The following is a 17,217-nucleotide window of genomic DNA, read 5'->3' as shown; positions in this document are numbered from 1 at the left end:
GGCCTGGTAGCCGACCGGTTTCTTGAAGCCGGTCTGGGTTCAAATGTGGGAGCGGGCTTGCTCGCGAAGGCGGCGTGTCAGCGATTACATCTTTAACTGATCCACCGCTTTCGCGAGCAAGCCCGCTCCCACAATTTTGATCTCCTACATCAGGTAGATATCAATCGGCTCTGGCTCTGGCTTTGTTTTTGATTTTGATCTTAGGCGGCCCCCCAAATCACTGTCGGATTACGGGCATACCGAGCCTAGGCGAGGTACCGAGTGTTGGGGCAAGAACCCTTTGGTTACTTTGGGCTGGGCCGGCATTCCGGCTCTTTTCCAAAGTGACCGCCGTAAGGGCGGAACCACAAGCCGCCGTTACCCAAAAAACGGATCCACCCCTCATCTAAAAATGCAATTACCTCATCATACAAGCCAATCATATTAAAAAAACCTGATTATTAGCATATGACTACAAAGACTTTTACAGGCGTTTCTTAGACGAATACCTTTCAGTACAGAGACACCACACTCGACCCGACCCCTCGCATGGTGGAGGAGAGCACTGACCACACCCACCTGCGAGGGCCCCCCTGATCATGACGACCTGACCGCTTTCCCCACCGCCACACCGTCCTTGCGTTTTCGTTGCCGGTCCCGCCGAGCCACGGTTTCGTTCGCCTAAAAAAAGATCAGGATGCACCCGTCATGAGCCACGCAGAGCTATTCCCGCAAACCATCTACACCTTGCCCTACGACAACAACCGCCTGGCCCTGCGCGCCGTGCCCAGGCACGACGATCCCCTGCAGGAACGCCTGCACCGCAAACAACGCCTCGCCGCGGCCTATCGTCTGTTCGGGCGCTTGGGTTTCGAAGTGGGTGTAGCGGGCCACTTCACCGCCCGTGACCCGGTGCACCCGGAGCATTACTGGATCAACCCTTTGGGCGTGCCGTTCTCGCAAATCACGGTCTCCCACTTGCTGCGGGTCGATAGCCAAGGCCAAGTGGTGGAGGGCCAAGGACTGCTGAACACCAGCGCCCTGGAGTTGCACCACGACCTGCAGCAGGCGCGCCCGGAGGTGGTGGGCATCGCTCATTTCCACGGTTTTCATGGCCGGGTCTGGTCGTCGTTGGGCCGCCTGTTCGACCCGATCACCGCCGAGTCTGGCGCGTTTCTGGGGGACCAGGTGATCTTCCCGCGCCACGCCTTGCGCACCGCCAGCGGGGCGCTGGAGCAGGATCGCGACATCGTCAGCCAGGCCTTTGTCGAGACCTTCGGCCAACACAACCTGCTGGTGTGGCAGAACCACGGCCTGTGGGTCACCGGTGAGACCGTGGAAAGCGCCGCGTGGCGTTTTATCCTCGCCGAAGATACCGCCCGTGTGCACCTGCTGGCGCATTCGGCCGGGACGCCGCTGATTCCTGCGCCGGATGCCTTGGAGGAGGGGCTCGACAAGGCGCGGCACGAGTTTTTCGCCTGGCTCAACTTCTTGCCGTTGTGGGATCAGATCCGCACCGAAGAACCCGACCTGTTCAACTGAGGCGCGCCCATGCATTCCCTCTCTCGTCGGCAATTGCTGCGGGCCAGTGGCGTTCTTGCGGCCGGTGCCCTGCTGGGGCGTCAGGCCGAGGCTGTCGAACCGCTGCGTGTGTGGCGCTACAAAGGCACGGCGGCCTCGTTTCTCGCCGACGCCGGTCAGGCGGACACGCCATACCCGGTGGAATGGGTGGATGTCAGCGGCGGCAACCTGGTGCTGGAAGCGTTGCGCAGTGGTCACTTGGACTATGCATTCATGAGCGAGATCCCACCGATTTTCGCCTCGATTGCCCAGGTGCCGATTGCGCTGGTGGCGGTCTACCAGGGCGACCAGAACGACACCCGCCTGGTGGTGAAAAAGGGCAGTGGTATTCGCACGGTCCAGGACCTCAAAGGCAAGACCATCAGCTACGTGCGGGCTACCAACACGCACTATTTCGTGTTGAACCTGCTGCATCAGAACGGCCTGTCCCTGGCCGACGTGACGGCGGTGCCGCTGCCCATGCAGGACGCGCTCACCGCGTTTCGCAACGGTCATGTGGATGCCATCGCCACGGGTGGCATCAGCGCGTTGCAGGCCACCAGCCAAATGGATGGCGAGCTGCTGGCGGACGTCAGCCGCTACTACTCCGGCAACTACGTGATTGCGACCACGCAACAGGTGTTGGCCAACCCTCGACGCCGCAGCCAGGTAGGCGATTTCTTGCGGCGTGAGCAAGCCACCTGGGCCTGGGTCAACGCCCATCCCGAACGCTGGGCCGAGCGCAGTGAAGCGCTGACCGGTATCGATCGCGCCCTGTATCTGCGCCAGTTCCAGCAGCGCAGCCGACCCGCCCGCCTGGTGGGTACCGATGCCGACACCCTTCACTCCCAGCAACAGGTGGCTGACCTGTTCTACCAAAACCATTTGATCCGCCAACGCGTCGATGCACGACCGCTGTGGCGTGACGACTTCAACCCTATTCTGAACAGTTGACCTGCCATGAAATCCATTGCCTACCGTTCTACGTTGCAACTCGCCCCACTGATGCTGGCCAGCTTCACCCTGTTGCCTGCCTATGCCGCCGCCACTGATGACACGCTCGACACGGTGATCGTCACGGGCTCCCGGGGCAGTGAGGCGCGCACCGTCACCAGCAGCCCGTCGCCGATTGATGTGATCAGCGCCCAGCAATTGGAAAAAACCGGCTCCAGCAGCCTGCGCACCGCCTTGCAGAAAACCCTGCCATCGTTTTCCCAGCGTCCCTCTGGCACGTCCAACGACAGCATCGCGCGGCCCTACAGCCTGCGCGGGCTCAACGGTTCCAATGTGCTGGTACTGGTGAATGGCAAGCGCCGTCACAACAGCGCGGTGATCAACCTCGACTCGACGGCGGCCTACGGCACCAACCCGGTGGACCTGGACATGATCCCGGTCAGCGCCATCGACCATATTGAAGTGCTGCGCGATGGCGCCTCGGCGCAATACGGCTCGGATGCGATTGCCGGGGTGATCAATATCATCCTCAAGCAGAACGACAATGGCGGTTCGGTCAGCACCTCCTACGGCGAGTACACCAAGGGTGATGGCGGCACTATTCGCCAGACCCTCAACAATGGTTTTGCGCTGCCCAACGACGGCTTTTTCAACCTGTCCCTGGACGCCAAGTCCCAGCAGACCGCCGTGCGCGCGCGGGATGCGACCGGCGCGTTCTACTATCGCCAGCCCGACGGCTCCGCCGATCCGCGCGAGGCCAACGACAAGGATGTGCAGAAAAACGGCCTGCCGAAAATCAAGGCGATCAACGTCGCCTACAACGCCGAATTGCCGCTGGACGATGTGACCCTGTATTCGTTCTCCACCCTCAGCAACCGTGATGCGCGGGGCGGGCAGAACTACCGGCGGCCCAACTCGACCAACATCATTGCGTCGATCTACCCCGACGGCACCGCGCCGTTCTACACCCTGCGCGAGACCGACTACCAAGTCGCCGCCGGGGGCAAAGGCAAAATCGCCGAGTGGAACTGGGACCTCAGTTCGACGTTCGGCCGTGACAAGGGGGTGGCCGGCGCGGATGAGACCCTCAACGCTTCCCTCGGCCCGTCAAGCCCCACGCACTTCACCACCTACACCAACTACTTCGACCAGTGGACCAACAACCTCGACCTGACCCGCGCCTTTGAAGTCGGCTTGAGCAAGCCATTGCAGGTGTCGGCAGGCCTTGAACACCGGCATGAGCGCTACAAGACCGAGTCCGGCAACCCTCTGTCCTACATCAATGGCGGTTACGTTTACCCGAGCGGCCCACTGGCGGGGCAACCCGGCGCGGTAGGTGCCCAGGGCGCGATCACCCTGACCCCGGAAGACGAAGGCCAGGCCAGCCGCAACAGCTACGCCAGCTATGTGGACGTAGGCCTCAACCCGACCGAAAAATTCTACGTGGGCGTGGCGGGACGGTTCGAGCATTACGATGACAGCTCGGGCAACACCAGCAGCGGCAAGCTCTCGTTGCGTTATGACTTCACCCCGGAATTCGCCCTGCGCGGCACGCTCAGCAACGGCTTCCGGGCACCGTCGCTGTCGCAGTCGGTGTATGCGCAGACCGCCAACCAATACACCACCGTCAATGGTGTCGCGCAATTCGTCGAAGCCAAGTCGGTGCGCGTCGATTCGCCGCTTGCCCAGGCCCTTGGCGCAGAAGACCTGAAGCCGGAGAAGTCGCGCAACATCAGTATCGGCTTTGCGTACAAGCCTGTGCCGGAAGCCAACATCACCCTGGACGCCTACCAGATCGAGATCAGCGACCGCATCGCCCAGACCGGCTTTCTGTTCGGCAGCGGCGTCGACCAGATCTTGCAGGCCAACGGTTACCGTCCCGGCTACCGGGTGAAGTACTTCACCAACGCCGCCGACACCACCACCCGCGGCATCGACCTGGTCACCGACTACCGCGTCGACTACGGCGCCCTGGGTACCGTCAAATATGGTGTGGCAGCCAACTACAACAAAACCACGATCGACAGCATCAAATCGACGCCGGCCGCCCTCACTGCCGTGGGCAGCAGCCTGGTGCTGTTCGACCGCGTGGCCCAGGGTTACCTGACCGTGGCCAACCCCAAGACCAAGCTGATCCTCAGTGCCAACTGGAAGGTCGACGATTTCGACATCAACGCCTCCGTCAACCGCTACGACAAGGTCATCGCCCGCGACACCAACCCCGCGTATGACGTGACCTACGGCGCCAAATGGCTGACCGACCTGGAAGTGGCCTACAACTTCACCAAAGCGCTGAACCTGGCGGTGGGCGCCAACAACATCCTCAACGTCAAGGCCGACAACAACGCCTTCCCCCAAGGCGATATCAACGGCTTTCCGAAATTCGGCAGCATCTCGCCGTTCGATCCCTACGGTGCGTTCTGGTACACCCGCGCCACCTACACTTTCTGATGAGGACTGCGACATGAGCCAACCAGACCGACAAATCCTGCTCGGCGCCTTCATCCCCAGTGCCGGCATCATGGGTTCCGCGTGGCGCCACCCGAGTGCCGCCAGCGACTCGTTCCGCGACTTCGAGCACTACCGCTGGATCGCCGAGAAACTGGAGGCCGCGCGTTTTCATGCGCTGTTCTTCAATGACACGGTGAACGTCGACCTCGACCCGCTGGCCCTGGCGCGCGGCCCCAACAGTGTGCGCTGGGACCCCTTGGTGCTGCTGCCGGCGCTGGCGTTGGCGACGCGCCGTATCGGCTTGATCGCCACCGCGAGCACCACTTACAACGAGCCGTACAACATTGCGCGCAAGTTCGCCAATATCGACCACCTCAGCGGTGGCCGGGTGGGCTGGAACCTGGTGACTTCCCTGGGCGGCGGCGAGAATTTCAACCGCGACGACCACATCAGGCATGCCGACCGTTATGAGCGTGCCGAAGAGTTCTACGACGTGGTTACCGGCCTGTGGGACAGCTGGGCCGACGACGCGTTTATCCAGGACAAAGCCTCCGGGCAGTGGCTGGATACCGACAAGTTGCAGGTGCTCAACCACCACGGCAAATACTTCCAGGTGCAAGGCCCGCTCAATGCTGCGCGCCCGGTGCAGGGTTATCCGGTGATTGCCCAGGCCGGCTCGTCCGATGCCGGCAGGCGTCTGGCAGCGCGGGCTGGGGAGTTGATCTTCACCGCTCAACACACGGTGGAGCAGGGCCAGGCGTTCTACCAGGAGATCAAGCGAACCGCCGCCGGTTTGGGGCGTAACCCCGAGCACCTGAAAGTGCTGCCGGGGGTGTCCACCGTGATTGGTCGCACCCAGGCCGAAGCCCAGGCCAAGTACGACCAATTGCAGGAGCTGCAAGACCCGAAAGCCTTCCTCAGTTCCATTTCGCGCTTTACCAGCCTGGGTTTCGATCTGTCGGAGTTGCCATTCGATTCATTGGTGCCGTTGCCACCCGAACAGTTCGACACCAACACCCATAAAAGCCGGCAGAAACTGGTGTTCGACCTGATCCGCCGCGAACGCCCGACCGTGCGTGAGCTGTTCAACAAGCTCACGGCCGGTGGGCATCGCATCCTCATCGGCACGCCGCAAAGCGTGGCGGATGACTTCCAGGAGTGGTTCGAACGCGGTGCCGCCGATGGCTTTAACGTGATGTTCTCCGGTTTGCATCAAGGCATCACCGACTTTGCCGACGGCGTGGTGCCGGAGTTGCAGCGCCGGGGCTTGTTCCGCCGTGAATACCAGGGCCAGACGCTGCGCGAGAATCTCGGCTTGCCGTACATCACCAACCGTCATCAAGGGGCGCGTTCATGAAGCCGCTTTCAGTCGCGATGCTGGCGCTGTTGCTGGCGGCGTGCGGCGGGCCATCCGACAAGGTCACCCAGGCCGAAGCCGGCAAGCCTCAGCGCGGAGGCACACTGCGCGTGGCGTTGGACGGCGACCCGCAATGTGTCGACCCGCAGCAGGCGGGTAACAACACGGCGCTGAATGTGGGGCGTCAGTTGGTGGACTCCTTGACCGACCAGGACCCGGTCACGGGTGAAATCGTACCGTGGCTGGCCGAACGCTGGGACGTGGATGCAGAGTCGCGGCGCTTCACTTTTGTGTTGCGTCAGGGCGCGACGTTCAGTGACGGTGCGGCGGTGGATGCGGCGGCGGTCAAGGCCAACCTGCACGCCATTGTGGCGTTGGGCGCGCGGTCGATCCTGGGCTCGACCTACCTGGCCGGGCTCAAGCGCATCGACACGCCGGACAGCCACACCGTGGTCGTCGAGTTCGAACAACCCAATGCGCAATTCCTGCAAGCCACTTCGACCATGACCTTGGGGCTGTTGTCGCCGGCGAACCTGGCGCTGCCTTCCGGCGAGCGCTGCCAGGGCCAATTGGTCGGCTCGGGGCCATTTGTGCTCAAGTCGTTTGTGCATAACCAGAAGGTCTCGCTGACCCGTCGTGAAGACTACGCCTGGGGTTCGTCCCTGGCGGCCCATAAGGGCAAGGCGTGGCTGGACGGCATCGAATTCCTGATCATTCCCGAATCCGGCGTGCGCCTGGGCAGCCTGGCGTCCGGGCAAATCGAGGTGAACACCAGCGTGGCGCCGCAGGATGAACCGAGCATCGAAGGCCAGGGCCTGGTGCTGCTGACCCGTGCCAATCCGGGGGTGGTCTTCAACTTGGCGCTGAATGAGTCGACACCGTTGTTCGCCGATATCAAGGTGCGCCAGGCGCTGAGCAAGGCAATTGATCGAGCCGAGTTGCAGCGCATCATTTCGCGCTACCAGAAACCCGCCACCGCGTTACTGGCCAGCAGCACGCCGCTGTACCGCGATCTCTCCAGCCTGCTGGCCTACGACCCCGAAGGTGCACGCAAACTGTTGGATGAAGCGGGCTGGCAGGTGGGCGCCGATGGGGTGCGGGTCAAGGACGGCAAGCGCTTGTCGTTCCGCCTGGATTACTGGCAGCAGACGCCGATCCTGGAACTCGTGCAGCAGCAGTTGAAGGGCGTGGGCATCGACTTCCAGCTGAATAAATCCACCATCAGCCAGGTCACCGCAATCCAGGCCAGTGGAGATTTCAGCGTGCGTTTCCTCAACCTCACGCGCGCCGATCCGGACGTACTGCGTACGGTGTATTACGCCCAGGGCTACAACATCAACAAGCGTGAACCCAGCGAAGTCGACCGCCTGTTGCGCGAGTCCTCCGAAACCCTCGACAGCGCGAAGCGTCAGGTTTTGATCGACCAGGCCAGTGAGCGGTTGCTGCGCGACGGTCACGCGATCGCGCTGGTGGAACTGGCCACCGTCCTGGCCCACGGCAAGCACGTGCACGGCCTGCATTACGAAGCGTCATCGCGGCTGCAATTCTTCGACACCTGGTTGCAGCCATGAAGGGCGCGGGGTTCTACCTGTTGGCCCGGGGCGGGCAGGCGCTGCTGGTGCTGTGGGCTGCGTTCAGCCTGTCGTTCGTGATTTTGTACGCGCTGCCCAGTGACCCCGTGAGCATCATCCTCAATCAGAACGGCGAGCAGACCACGGTCAATCAGCAGCAAGTGGCAGCACTGCGCGCGCAGTATCACCTCGACGAGCCGCTGGTGGTGCAGTACGGCATCGCGCTGTGGCACGCGGTACAACTGGATTTTGGTGACTCGATTCAGAGTGGCCAGCCGGTGTCGGCGTCGTTGGCCGAGGCGCTGCCGAAGACGGCGGCGTTAGCGCTGGTGTCATTGCTGGTGTCGTTGGTGTTGGGCGTTGGGCTGGCGCTGGTCGCCAGCCTGACGCGCCAGCGCTGGTTGCGGGACTTGTTACTCGGGTTGCCAGCGGTAGCGGTGTCGCTGCCGACGTTCTGGGTGGGCTTGTTGCTGTTGCAGTGGTTTTCCTTTGGCTGGCACTGGTTTCCGGCGATGGGTAATCAGGGCCTCGCTTCGTTGGTTCTGCCCACGCTGACACTGGCCATTCCCACCAGTGCCGTGATCGCCCAGGTGCTGGCGCGCTCGCTGGCCGCCACTTCGCGCTTGCCCTTTGTGGACGCCCTGCGCGCGAAGGGTATGAGTCCATTGCGTGTGCTGTTGACCCATGTGCTGCACAACGCCGTGATTCCGATCCTCAGCCTGAGCGGGGTGATTGTCGGCTCGCTGCTGGCCGGTTCCGTGGTCACCGAAACCGTGTTCTCCCGCGAAGGTATCGGGCGCCTGGCCCAAGGCGCGGTCAGCAGCCAGGACATCCCGGTGGTGCAGGGTGTGGTGGTGTTGGCGGCGCTGATCTTTATCACCGTCAACTTGCTGGTGGACCTCCTGTACTCACTGCTCGACCCACGTATTCGCGGAGCTGCACGATGAGCCTTGCCTTGACTGCCGTGTTGCCACGGCCGCGTTATTTCACCGTATTGCGCAGGCGTCCGCTGCTGCCGCTGGGCGTGATCGTATTGCTGCTGGTGTTGGGCTGGGCCTTATGGCCGCAGCTGTTCACGCAGTTCGATCCGCTGCTCGGTGTGCCGGCCAATGCCTTGCAAAGCCCGTCCACGGCCCATTGGTTTGGCACTGACCATCTTGGGCGCGACCTCTATAGCCGCACGGTGTATGGCGCTGGCCTGTCATTGCGCGCGACGTTGTTGGCGGTGTTGATCGCCTTGTTCAGCGGCATTGTGCTGGGCGTGCTGGCCGGCTTTTTCGGCGGCTGGGTCGATGCCGTGCTGATGCGCTGCGTGGAAGTGCTGATGGCGATCCCTGCGCTGTTGCTGGCCATGGCGGTGATCACGGTACTGGGGTTTGGAACGGTGAACATTGCCCTGGCGGTGGGCTTATCGTCGGTGGCGACGTTTGCGCGCCTGGTGCGCGGCGAGGTGCTGCGTTGGCGCGCCAGTACCTTTGTCGAGGCCGCTTCTGCCTGTGGTGTGGGGCCGTGGACCCTCATCGCCCGGCATATCCTGCCGCACGCCAGCGCGCCGGTGTTGGCACTGGCCGCATTAGAGTTTGGCAGTGCGGTGTTGTCGGTCTCGGCCTTGAGCTTTCTTGGTTTTGGCGCACCGCCGCCGCAACCCGAATGGGGCCTGTTGGTGGCCGAAGGGCGCAACTACATGATTGCCGCCTGGTGGTACACCAGCCTGCCGGGCCTGGTAGTGGCGGCGGTGGTGGTGTCGGCCAACCAACTGGCGCGGGCGTTGCAACAGGATCAAGGAGCGACACGATGAGCGAGCAAATGTTGTTGGACGTACGCAACCTGCGCATCGCCTACCACGGTCAAGACGGGCGAACGGAAGGTGTGGCGGGTATCGATTTTCAACTCAAGACCGGTGAGATCCTGGCGATTGTCGGAGAGTCCGGCTCCGGCAAATCCACCACCGCTGCGGCGCTGGTGGGCTTGCTGGCGAGTAATGCGCAGATCGAATCGGGCAGCATCCTTCTCGCGGGCCAGGCGTTGACCCACGCCACTGAACGCCAGTGGCAAAGCATTCGCGGGCGTAGCGTGGGGTTTGTGCCGCAGGATCCGGCGCTGTCCCTTGATCCGGTGAAACGCATCGGCCAGCAACTGGTGGAAGCCCTGACCCTGCATGGCGTGCCCAAACCGCTGGCGCGCCGACGCAGCCTGGACCTGTTGCGTGAAGTTGGCCTGGTAGACGCTGAGCGGGTGGCGCGCGGGTATCCCCATCAATTGTCCGGCGGCATGCGCCAGCGCGTGCTGATCGCCATCGCCTTGGCCAATGACCCCCCGCTGGTGATCGCCGACGAACCCACCAGCGCGCTGGATGTGGGGGTGCAGCGGCAGATCCTCGACCGCCTGCAAAGCCTGGCCCGCGAGCGCGGCACCGCCGTGTTGCTGATCACCCACGATTTGGGCGTGGCCTTGGACCGCGCGGACCGACTGCTGGTGATGCACCAGGGGCGTATCGTCGAAACCGGTGAGGCCCGGCAGGTCTTCCAGGCACCCCAGCACGCTTACACCCGGCAACTGTTGCAGGCGGCGCCGAGCCTGTTGGTGCAGCGTCGCAGGCAAGTGAGTGGGGTGCCAGCGGATCAAACGCCGTTGTTGACGGTGCAGGGATTGCGCAAGGACTTCTCCACCTGGCGCCATCCGGCGCCGTTGGCGGTGGAGGATGTGTCCTTCCACCTGCCACGCCATGGCACCACCAGCCTGGTGGGTGAGTCGGGGTCGGGCAAGTCCACCACCGCTCGGTTGATTCTTGGGTTGGAGCAGCTGGACAGCGGCAGTGTGGTGTTTGAGGGGCAGGACATCAGCCGTGTTTCACGTCGCGATTGGCTGGCCTTGCGACGACGGATCCAGGTGGTTTATCAGAACCCCTATGCGTCGTTGAACCCACGGTTGAGCCTGGAGCAGATCATCAACGAGCCGCTGCAGGCCTTTGACCTTGGCGACCGCGCCTGGCGTCGGCAGCGCGCGGCGACCTTGCTGGAACAGGTTGAGTTGCCGGCGCGGATGCTGGGCAGTCGACCGGTGGAGTTGTCCGGTGGGCAACGGCAGCGAGTGGCGATTGCCCGGGCGCTGGCGTTGGAACCGCAGTTACTGGTGCTGGATGAAGCGTTGTCGGCGCTGGATGCGTCGATCCAGGGGCAGATCTTGAAATTGCTGGCGCAGTTGCAGGAACGCTTGGGGTTGAGCTACTTGTTTATCTCTCACGATTTGGCAGTGGTGCGGCAGATTTCCGATCATGTGGTGGTGATGCGCGCGGGCAGGGTGGTGGAGCAAGGCGATTGCGAGCAGATTTTCAGCGCACCGGGTACTGACTACACACGCAGTTTGTTGGCGGACATTCCGGGACGGTTGGCGCAGGTCACCTGATCCCACGCAGGCTTTACGCAAAGCGGAACGACGCGCCATGGGCCGAGGGTGGCAGGCGATCGCTGCCATCGACGCTCAGACGCGAGCGCAGCGTGCCGGTTTGCGCGGTGGTGCGGTACAGGCCACGTTTTTGCAGGGCCGGGATCACGTGCTCGACAAAGTCATTCAGCGAGCCGGGGCTGATCAGCGGGTTGAGCATATAGCCGCTGGTACCTGAGATACGCGCATGCTCCTCGATCTTTTGCGCGATCTGCTCCGGGGTGCCGACCAGGATCAGGTCGCTGCCACGGGTGACATTGGCAAAGCGCTGGCGCACTTCACCGGCCGTCAGGGGTTTGCCGCTGCCATCGGGCCTCATCACGTAGGAGGTCATGCCTTCGGTGTGGGTCGACAGCGCTTCGTTGTCGGCGTAGCGGCTGATGTCGATGCCGGTGTCGCCGGCGTAACTCACCAGCTGTGCCTGCAGGTGATAGTTGCTTTGCAGGGCGTCGTATTTTTGCTGAGCTTCGATGGCGGTGGGCGCGGTGACGATACGCAGCACGGTCAGTGACTTCACATCGGCGGCCCGTCGGCCACGGGCCTGGGCCTGGCGCCAGATGTCTTCCAGGCCTTGGCGGATTTCCAGCGGGTTGGACTTGGCGATAAACACCAACTCCGCGTGCTTGGCCGCAAACTGCCGGCCGCGTGCCGACCAGCCGGCCTGGATCAGCAATGGCGTGCGTTGCGGCGACGGCGACGTCAGGTGTGGCCCGGCAACGCGGTAATGTTCGCCGGCATGCTGGATCGGCCGTACCCGTGCGCCATCGGCGTAGGTTTGCGCCAGCTTGTCGGCAATCACCGCGTCATCCGCCCAACTGCCTTCCCAGAGCTTGTACACCACGTCGAGAAACTCTTCGGCGCGTTCATAGCGGTCATCGTGCTTGATCATCTGCTCCAGGCCGAAATTACGTGCTGCGCTGGACAGGTAGGAGGTGACGATGTTCCAGCCGATCCGCCCATCCGACAAATGATCCAGGGTGCTGAAGCGCCGGGCATGGGTGAACGGATGCTCGTAGGTGGTGGTGACGGTCACGCCAAAAGCGAGCTTTTCAGTGAGGGCCACAAGGGCTGGAATGATCGTCAGCGGATCGTTGGCCGGGGCTTCCACCGCCCATTTCAGCGCCATGGCTTCGGAGCCGCCAAACACGTCGTAAAAGCCCAGCACGTCACCGAAAAACATCAGGTCGAGGTTGGCTTCATCCGCTGTGCGGGCCAGGTTCGACCAGTACTTGAGCGTGTTGATCCCCAGCCTTTCATCGGCGGGGTGGGTCCACAGGCTGGGCGCGCCGCCGCAGCCGACACTGGCTTGTTCATAAAGGCCGAATAACAGTGGGGTAGGATCGGACATGGTGCTTCCTGCAGACAAAGAGAGGGCTAGCGCCCGTGGAGATAAGCCTTGCCGTAATGCCGCTCCAGTCGCGCCTGGATCAGCTCCAGACCGATGGACAGTAGCCAATAGATAACGGCGGCAGTGGTGAGCATTTCGATATAGCGGTAGGACGATCGACCATAGGATTGTGCGAGGAACATCACCTCCCACACGCCCATCACCGAGACCAGGGATGAGTCCTTGAGCATCGAGATGAACTGGCTGGTGGTCGGCGGAATAATGGTGCGCATGGCCTGGGGCAGTACGATCTGCCAGAACGTCACCGCGCGGCTCATGCCCAGTGCCGCGGCTGCATTGCGCTGGCCCTGGGACACGCCGAGGATACCGGCACGGAAGATTTCGCTCAGGTAAGCGCCGTAGTTCAGCGACAACGCAATAATCCCGGCGCTGATCGCACCCGGCACGACGCCCAATTGGGGCAGGCCGAGGTAAATCAGCAAAATCTGGATCAGCAGCGGCGTGCCACGAAAGAACGAGGCGTAAAAACTGGCGATACCGAACGCCACCGCACTGCTCGACAATCGTGCCAGGGCCGTGGCGAACCCCAGGGCCACCGACAGCCAGATCGAGCAGAAACACAGGAACAGGGTCAGCGCCGCACCCTGCAAAAAGCCTTGGGGCGACAGGTGCAGCCCGACCAGGTTCTGCCATTTGGCCGCCACGATAGCGAACTGCAGATCGAAGCTCAGGAACATCCCGGTGAACAGGCACAGCATCACGCCCCAGGTCAGCCAGAGGCGAACCCGGAACGACAGCCATGCGCGTTTGACCGGCGGCGGTTTCAGCGTGGAGGGTGGGGTGGGGAAAACACTCATTGGGTGATGTCTGAGCCGATCCACTTCTGGGAAATCTTCGCCAGCGTGCCGTCGCTTTTCAGCTCAGCCAGGATCTGGGTCAGCTTGGCATCCCATTGCGGATCACCTTTCTCGGTGGCCACCACATTGGGTTCGGCGTAAAGCACATCGCCGGTGATTTTGAAGCGTGGGTCGTGCTCGATGCGTTCCTTGGCGGTCACCAGGTTGGTGACCATTGCATCCAGGCGCTTGCCGGTGCCCAGCGCGAGGTCCTGGAAGGCGATGGTTTCGTTGTCATAGGGCACGGCTTGTACCGCCTTGAACGGATAGTCGATCGGCTTGCTGGCGCCTTCGATCACCAGGTCCTTGGCCAGGTAGGCCTCGTAGGTGGACGCACTGCCCACGCCGACTTTTTTACCGGTGAGGTCGACCGCCGACTGGATGGCGTTGTCACCGGCATTGACCACCACCACGGCAGGCGAGGCGTAATACTCGAACGGGAAGTTGAACACTTGACCGCGCGCCGCGCTGGGGGTCATGGAGCAGATGCACACGTCATACCGGCCATTCCAGCGGCCGGCGGCAATGACTTCCCAGGAGGGCGTTTCCAGCTTGAGCTTCACCCCGAGCTTTTCGGCCACGGCCTTGGTCACATCGACGTCAAAGCCGTCCAACTGGTTTTGTTCGTTGAGGAAAGAAAACGGTGGGTAATTTTCCATCAACACGCCGACCAATTGCCTGGATTGGGTGATGCGGTCCAGCGTCTGCCCGGCAAACACGGCCGGGCTGGCCAAAAGGAGGGTGACGCTCAGGGCGGCGGCAGTGCGTAAGTTCATAAAAGCATCCAAGCGGGGTTTTTTATATTTAAACGCGATAGATGCACTTATGTTTAATGATATTAAACGCTGTAAACCGACGCTTTGGTTATATGCTCCTGCTTGCGCAAGTCACGTTGCCAGGCCAGCACCAGCGCGCCCGTGGTGCGGTGAGCCAGACGCCGGCGATGTTGAGAAAACGGCGACGATTTCCAGTGGCCACATAGGGTTCTCTCAAGCATTAGTTTTCCAGGTGCAGCGCCTGTTGCTTGAGTTGGCGCTTGCGTTCGAAAGGCAGTTTTTCCTGGTCGCCATAGGGGGCGCTGTACCAGTTGCCGTAGGTTGGGTTGGGCAGCAGGAACCAGCGCTGGCCCAGCCACGCCAGGTACGGCGCGGCGGCTTTGCGCTGGTCCGCCAGGGTGTTGTGTTCTGCTTGCACGAAATCCCCGAAAGAATCACCGGCCAGCATCAGCACACGGGCGTGGCTGGCGACCCATTGGCGGCGGCAGTTCTTGCCATAGCCGGCCTGCTCGCAGTGACCGGTCGGCGTGCTGGCGGCCAGTACCTGTTCGTTGCGTTCCACCGGGAAGCCACGCAGGCGCAGGTTGTTGACGGTGGCCTGGACCTGGCTGTGTTCACGGTTGGTGATGTAGTAGACGGTGATGCCCTTCTGGTCAGCCGCCTGTAAAAACTCGACGGCGCCGGGTAGCGCCTGCGCCTTGGCCTGATCGACCCAGGTGTTCCAGCGGTCGTAGGAGTAGACCTGGTTGGTGCGGATGTCCCGCGCGTTGAGCGGCACGTTGTCGAGCACGGTTTCGTCGATATCCACCACCACTGCTGGCGGCAGGCCGGCGAGGTTGCGTGGCGGCAAGGGCAAGGCGTCCCACGTCGGATCGGCCAGGGCCGTGTCCAACTGGCGGGTGGCGCTGGCGAATACCTGGCGATAAATCAGCTCGTGCTCGATGGAGGTCTGGGTCCACAGCACCGCGTCCAATTGATCGTTGGCGGGCGGTTGTTGCTGGCAGCCCACCAGTGTGGTGGAGAGCAGGCACACACTGGAGAAAAACAGATTACGCATAAACACTCAGCCTCAGAAATTGACGGTGGCGGATAACCGCGCCGTACGCGGTGCCCCCAGGAACAGGTTGTCGACGGTCAGGTGCAGCACAGTATCGTAATCGCCGACTCTGGTGGTGTAGCGGCCGGCCACATCGAACACCGCGTAGTCGTCCACTGACGGGGCGCCTCAGATCAAAAGCAAAAGCGCGGCGGCCTTCGAGCCGACCGGTATTGCAAGCCGATCTCGGTTCAAATGTGGGAGCTGGCTTGCCTGCGATGCAGACACCTCAGTACATCAGGTACACCGAGTTGATGCCATCGCAGGCAAGCCAGCTCCCACAGAAAAGCAGATCCAACTCAGCTCTGGCTCTGGCTCTGGCTCTAGCTCTGGCTCTAGCTCTGGCTTTGTTTTTGATTTTGATCTTAGGCGCCCCGTCAAACACGCTGGCCGGAATTCGGCAGGGATTTGGGGGGTAAACCGGCAGGGATGCCGGTTTAGCCGCCCCGCGCCATGGATGGCGCGTGGCGGCGGCCCCCCAAATACCTGTCGGATNNTAATGAGATGGTCAGCCCGGCGAGAACCTCAGGTCTACACTACTGAGGTTCTCACTTTTCCTGAGGAGGCTTTCTCATGAACAGCGTAACGATTCTAGGCATCGACATTGGCAAGAACAGCTTCCACTTGCACGGCCAAGACGCACAAGGCCATCAGGTATTGCGCAAGAAGCTCAATCGTAGCCAGTTGCTGCCATTGCTTGCACAAATTCCACCCTGCAAAGTCGCCATGGAATCCTGTGGCGGGTCACAGTTTCTTGCCAGAGAAATAACCAAGCTCGGCCATCAGGTCCAACTGATTGCGCCACAGCATGTGAAGGCTTACGTCACCGGTAACAAAAACGACTTCATTGATGCCGAGGCTATCTGTGAAGCCGCATCACGCCCCAGAACACGCTCTGTACAGGTCAAGTCGGTTGACCAGCAGGTGCTGTCGACCGTGCATAAGCTGCGTAAATCACTGGTGAGTCGACGTACTGGCGTGATCAACCAAGTGCACGGATTCTTACTGGAGTTTGGCGTTATCTTTCCCGCAGGCTACGCCGCGTTGGATCGGGTTCCTGTATTGATGGAGGAGCACAATCTACCTCTACGCCTGCGCCAAGCTATTAATCGGATGCTTGATGACATTCGCCAATTGACCAGCGAAATCAAAGCGCTGGATATCGAGATCAAGCAGCAAGTTAACGGGAGTGACGCCGGCAAAAGATTACAGAGCATCCCCGGCATCGGCCCCCTCATCGCTAGCGCGCTGGTGGCCGATGTCGGGGACGCTTCGATGTACAAATCGTCCCGAGACTTTTCGGCGTCCCTGGGGTTGGTGCCGCGCCAATATTCGACTGGAGGGCAAACCACACTCCTAGGTATCAGCAAGCGTGGGGACAGGTATTTGCGAACCTTGTTGATGCAGGGTGCCCAAACCCTGCTTTATCGATTCGATAAACGAAACGACGCCCTTGGCGTCTGGGCCAGAAGTCTACTGGCTCGAAAACCACTCAACAAAGTTGCCTGTGCGCTGGCTAATAAAATGGCCAGGATCGTCTGGGCGCTGTTGACCAAAGGTGGCACCTACAACGGGCATTTCACCGCGTGACCCAGCTTTACCACCGGCTTTTGCGACGTCAGTAAATGATGGCGATAAACGGCAGATACCCTGGCTGAGAACCTGATAAGCAAAATAGCTTTCGAAGCTGAAGCGCTTTTAAGGACAGACAGGAGCGAATACTCATCAAGGGCCGAGCGCGTAACCGCGCTCACATGGAGCCCGGATACATTAGCGCAAGCCTGA

14 protein-coding genes are annotated in these 17,217 nt (G+C 61.7%); 9 read left to right on the top strand and 5 right to left on the bottom strand.

Translation table 11 applies throughout. The annotated features are described in order from the left end of the window. Positions 1–687: 687 nt before the first annotated feature. The 8 genes from HX812_RS12140 to HX812_RS12105 are packed head-to-tail and all read left to right on the top strand — an operon-like array spanning position 688 to position 11,277. On the top strand, positions 688–1,521 hold the full coding sequence (locus tag HX812_RS12140; RefSeq protein ID WP_038849525.1) for a class II aldolase/adducin family protein: 834 nt from the start codon (positions 688–690) through the stop codon (positions 1,519–1,521). Positions 1,522–1,530: 9 nt separating this feature from the next. Next, on the top strand, positions 1,531–2,493 hold the full coding sequence (locus tag HX812_RS12135; protein WP_038849527.1) for an ABC transporter substrate-binding protein: 963 nt from the start codon (positions 1,531–1,533) through the stop codon (positions 2,491–2,493). A gap of 6 nt (positions 2,494–2,499) precedes the next feature. Beyond that, complete coding sequence (locus HX812_RS12130) at positions 2,500–4,944, top strand: TonB-dependent siderophore receptor (RefSeq protein WP_038849530.1); 2,445 nt, start codon at positions 2,500–2,502, stop codon at positions 4,942–4,944. A gap of 13 nt (positions 4,945–4,957) precedes the next feature. Continuing rightward, positions 4,958–6,301, top strand: coding sequence for an LLM class flavin-dependent oxidoreductase (locus HX812_RS12125; protein ID WP_038849532.1), 1,344 nt, complete (start codon positions 4,958–4,960; stop codon positions 6,299–6,301). Next, a complete protein-coding gene (locus HX812_RS12120) occupies positions 6,298–7,872 on the top strand; it encodes an ABC transporter substrate-binding protein (protein WP_038849533.1) in 1,575 nt (524 codons plus the stop codon). Before HX812_RS12125 ends, HX812_RS12120 begins: the two co-directional genes overlap by 4 nt. After that, positions 7,869–8,819: an ABC transporter permease gene (locus HX812_RS12115; RefSeq protein WP_038849536.1), complete on the top strand. Its 951-nt coding sequence runs from the start codon at positions 7,869–7,871 to the stop codon at positions 8,817–8,819. Before HX812_RS12120 ends, HX812_RS12115 begins: the two co-directional genes overlap by 4 nt. Next, positions 8,816–9,670 (top strand): ABC transporter permease, encoded by an 855-nt coding sequence (locus HX812_RS12110; protein WP_152514748.1) that lies wholly within the window; start codon positions 8,816–8,818, stop codon positions 9,668–9,670. The genes HX812_RS12115 and HX812_RS12110 overlap by 4 nt, the downstream gene beginning before the upstream one ends. Continuing rightward, positions 9,667–11,277 carry an ABC transporter ATP-binding protein gene (locus tag HX812_RS12105; RefSeq protein WP_038849538.1) on the top strand — a complete coding sequence of 537 codons (1,611 nt, stop codon included), beginning with the start codon at positions 9,667–9,669 and terminating at the stop codon, positions 11,275–11,277. Before HX812_RS12110 ends, HX812_RS12105 begins: the two co-directional genes overlap by 4 nt. Positions 11,278–11,290: 13 nt before the next feature. On the opposite strand, the gene HX812_RS12100 is transcribed toward HX812_RS12105, so the two are convergent. From HX812_RS12100 to HX812_RS12080, 5 genes are all read right to left on the bottom strand, one after another. Next, complete coding sequence (locus HX812_RS12100) at positions 11,291–12,664, bottom strand: LLM class flavin-dependent oxidoreductase (protein WP_038849541.1); 1,374 nt, start codon at positions 12,662–12,664, stop codon at positions 11,291–11,293. A gap of 26 nt (positions 12,665–12,690) precedes the next feature. After that, entirely contained in the window at positions 12,691–13,521 is an 831-nt protein-coding gene (locus HX812_RS12095; protein ID WP_038849543.1) for an amino acid ABC transporter permease, read from the bottom strand. Further along, positions 13,518–14,336, bottom strand: coding sequence for a transporter substrate-binding domain-containing protein (locus HX812_RS12090; protein ID WP_038849547.1), 819 nt, complete (start codon positions 14,334–14,336; stop codon positions 13,518–13,520). Before HX812_RS12090 ends, HX812_RS12095 begins: the two co-directional genes overlap by 4 nt. A 220-nt stretch (positions 14,337–14,556) precedes the next feature. After that, a complete protein-coding gene (locus HX812_RS12085) occupies positions 14,557–15,393 on the bottom strand; it encodes a 5'-nucleotidase, lipoprotein e(P4) family (protein WP_038849550.1) in 837 nt (278 codons plus the stop codon). Positions 15,394–15,405: 12 nt separating this feature from the next. Then, positions 15,406–15,549: a hypothetical protein gene (locus HX812_RS12080; protein ID WP_370590839.1), complete on the bottom strand. Its 144-nt coding sequence runs from the start codon at positions 15,547–15,549 to the stop codon at positions 15,406–15,408. A gap of 456 nt (positions 15,550–16,005) precedes the next feature. Between HX812_RS12080 and HX812_RS12075 the strand changes: the two genes are divergently transcribed. Beyond that, entirely contained in the window at positions 16,006–17,022 is a 1,017-nt protein-coding gene (locus tag HX812_RS12075; protein WP_177128254.1) for an IS110 family transposase, read from the top strand. The last annotated feature ends 195 nt before the right edge of the window (positions 17,023–17,217 follow it).

This window comes from Pseudomonas sp. IPO3749 (assembly GCF_013386605.1).
Lineage (GTDB): Bacteria > Pseudomonadota > Gammaproteobacteria > Pseudomonadales > Pseudomonadaceae > Aquipseudomonas > Aquipseudomonas azotoformans_A.
The sequence above is the reverse complement of the archived record's forward strand: the minus strand, read 5'-3'. Positions and strand labels throughout refer to the sequence as shown.

What these genes read in the sequence shown, in the direction of transcription:
- HX812_RS12140 (WP_038849525.1), top strand. Translation starts at nt 688, where the DNA reads ATGAGCCACGCAGAGCTATTCCCGCAAACCATCTACACCTTGCCCTAC.
- HX812_RS12135 (WP_038849527.1), top strand. Translation starts at nt 1,531, where the DNA reads ATGCATTCCCTCTCTCGTCGGCAATTGCTGCGGGCCAGTGGCGTTCTT.
- HX812_RS12130 (WP_038849530.1), top strand. Translation starts at nt 2,500, where the DNA reads ATGAAATCCATTGCCTACCGTTCTACGTTGCAACTCGCCCCACTGATG.
- HX812_RS12125 (WP_038849532.1), top strand. Translation starts at nt 4,958, where the DNA reads ATGAGCCAACCAGACCGACAAATCCTGCTCGGCGCCTTCATCCCCAGT.
- HX812_RS12120 (WP_038849533.1), top strand. Translation starts at nt 6,298, where the DNA reads ATGAAGCCGCTTTCAGTCGCGATGCTGGCGCTGTTGCTGGCGGCGTGC.
- HX812_RS12115 (WP_038849536.1), top strand. Translation starts at nt 7,869, where the DNA reads ATGAAGGGCGCGGGGTTCTACCTGTTGGCCCGGGGCGGGCAGGCGCTG.
- HX812_RS12110 (WP_152514748.1), top strand. Translation starts at nt 8,816, where the DNA reads ATGAGCCTTGCCTTGACTGCCGTGTTGCCACGGCCGCGTTATTTCACC.
- HX812_RS12105 (WP_038849538.1), top strand. Translation starts at nt 9,667, where the DNA reads ATGAGCGAGCAAATGTTGTTGGACGTACGCAACCTGCGCATCGCCTAC.
- HX812_RS12100 (WP_038849541.1), bottom strand. Translation starts at nt 12,664, where the DNA reads ATGTCCGATCCTACCCCACTGTTATTCGGCCTTTATGAACAAGCCAGT.
- HX812_RS12095 (WP_038849543.1), bottom strand. Translation starts at nt 13,521, where the DNA reads ATGAGTGTTTTCCCCACCCCACCCTCCACGCTGAAACCGCCGCCGGTC.
- HX812_RS12090 (WP_038849547.1), bottom strand. Translation starts at nt 14,336, where the DNA reads ATGAACTTACGCACTGCCGCCGCCCTGAGCGTCACCCTCCTTTTGGCC.
- HX812_RS12085 (WP_038849550.1), bottom strand. Translation starts at nt 15,393, where the DNA reads ATGCGTAATCTGTTTTTCTCCAGTGTGTGCCTGCTCTCCACCACACTG.
- HX812_RS12075 (WP_177128254.1), top strand. Translation starts at nt 16,006, where the DNA reads ATGAACAGCGTAACGATTCTAGGCATCGACATTGGCAAGAACAGCTTC.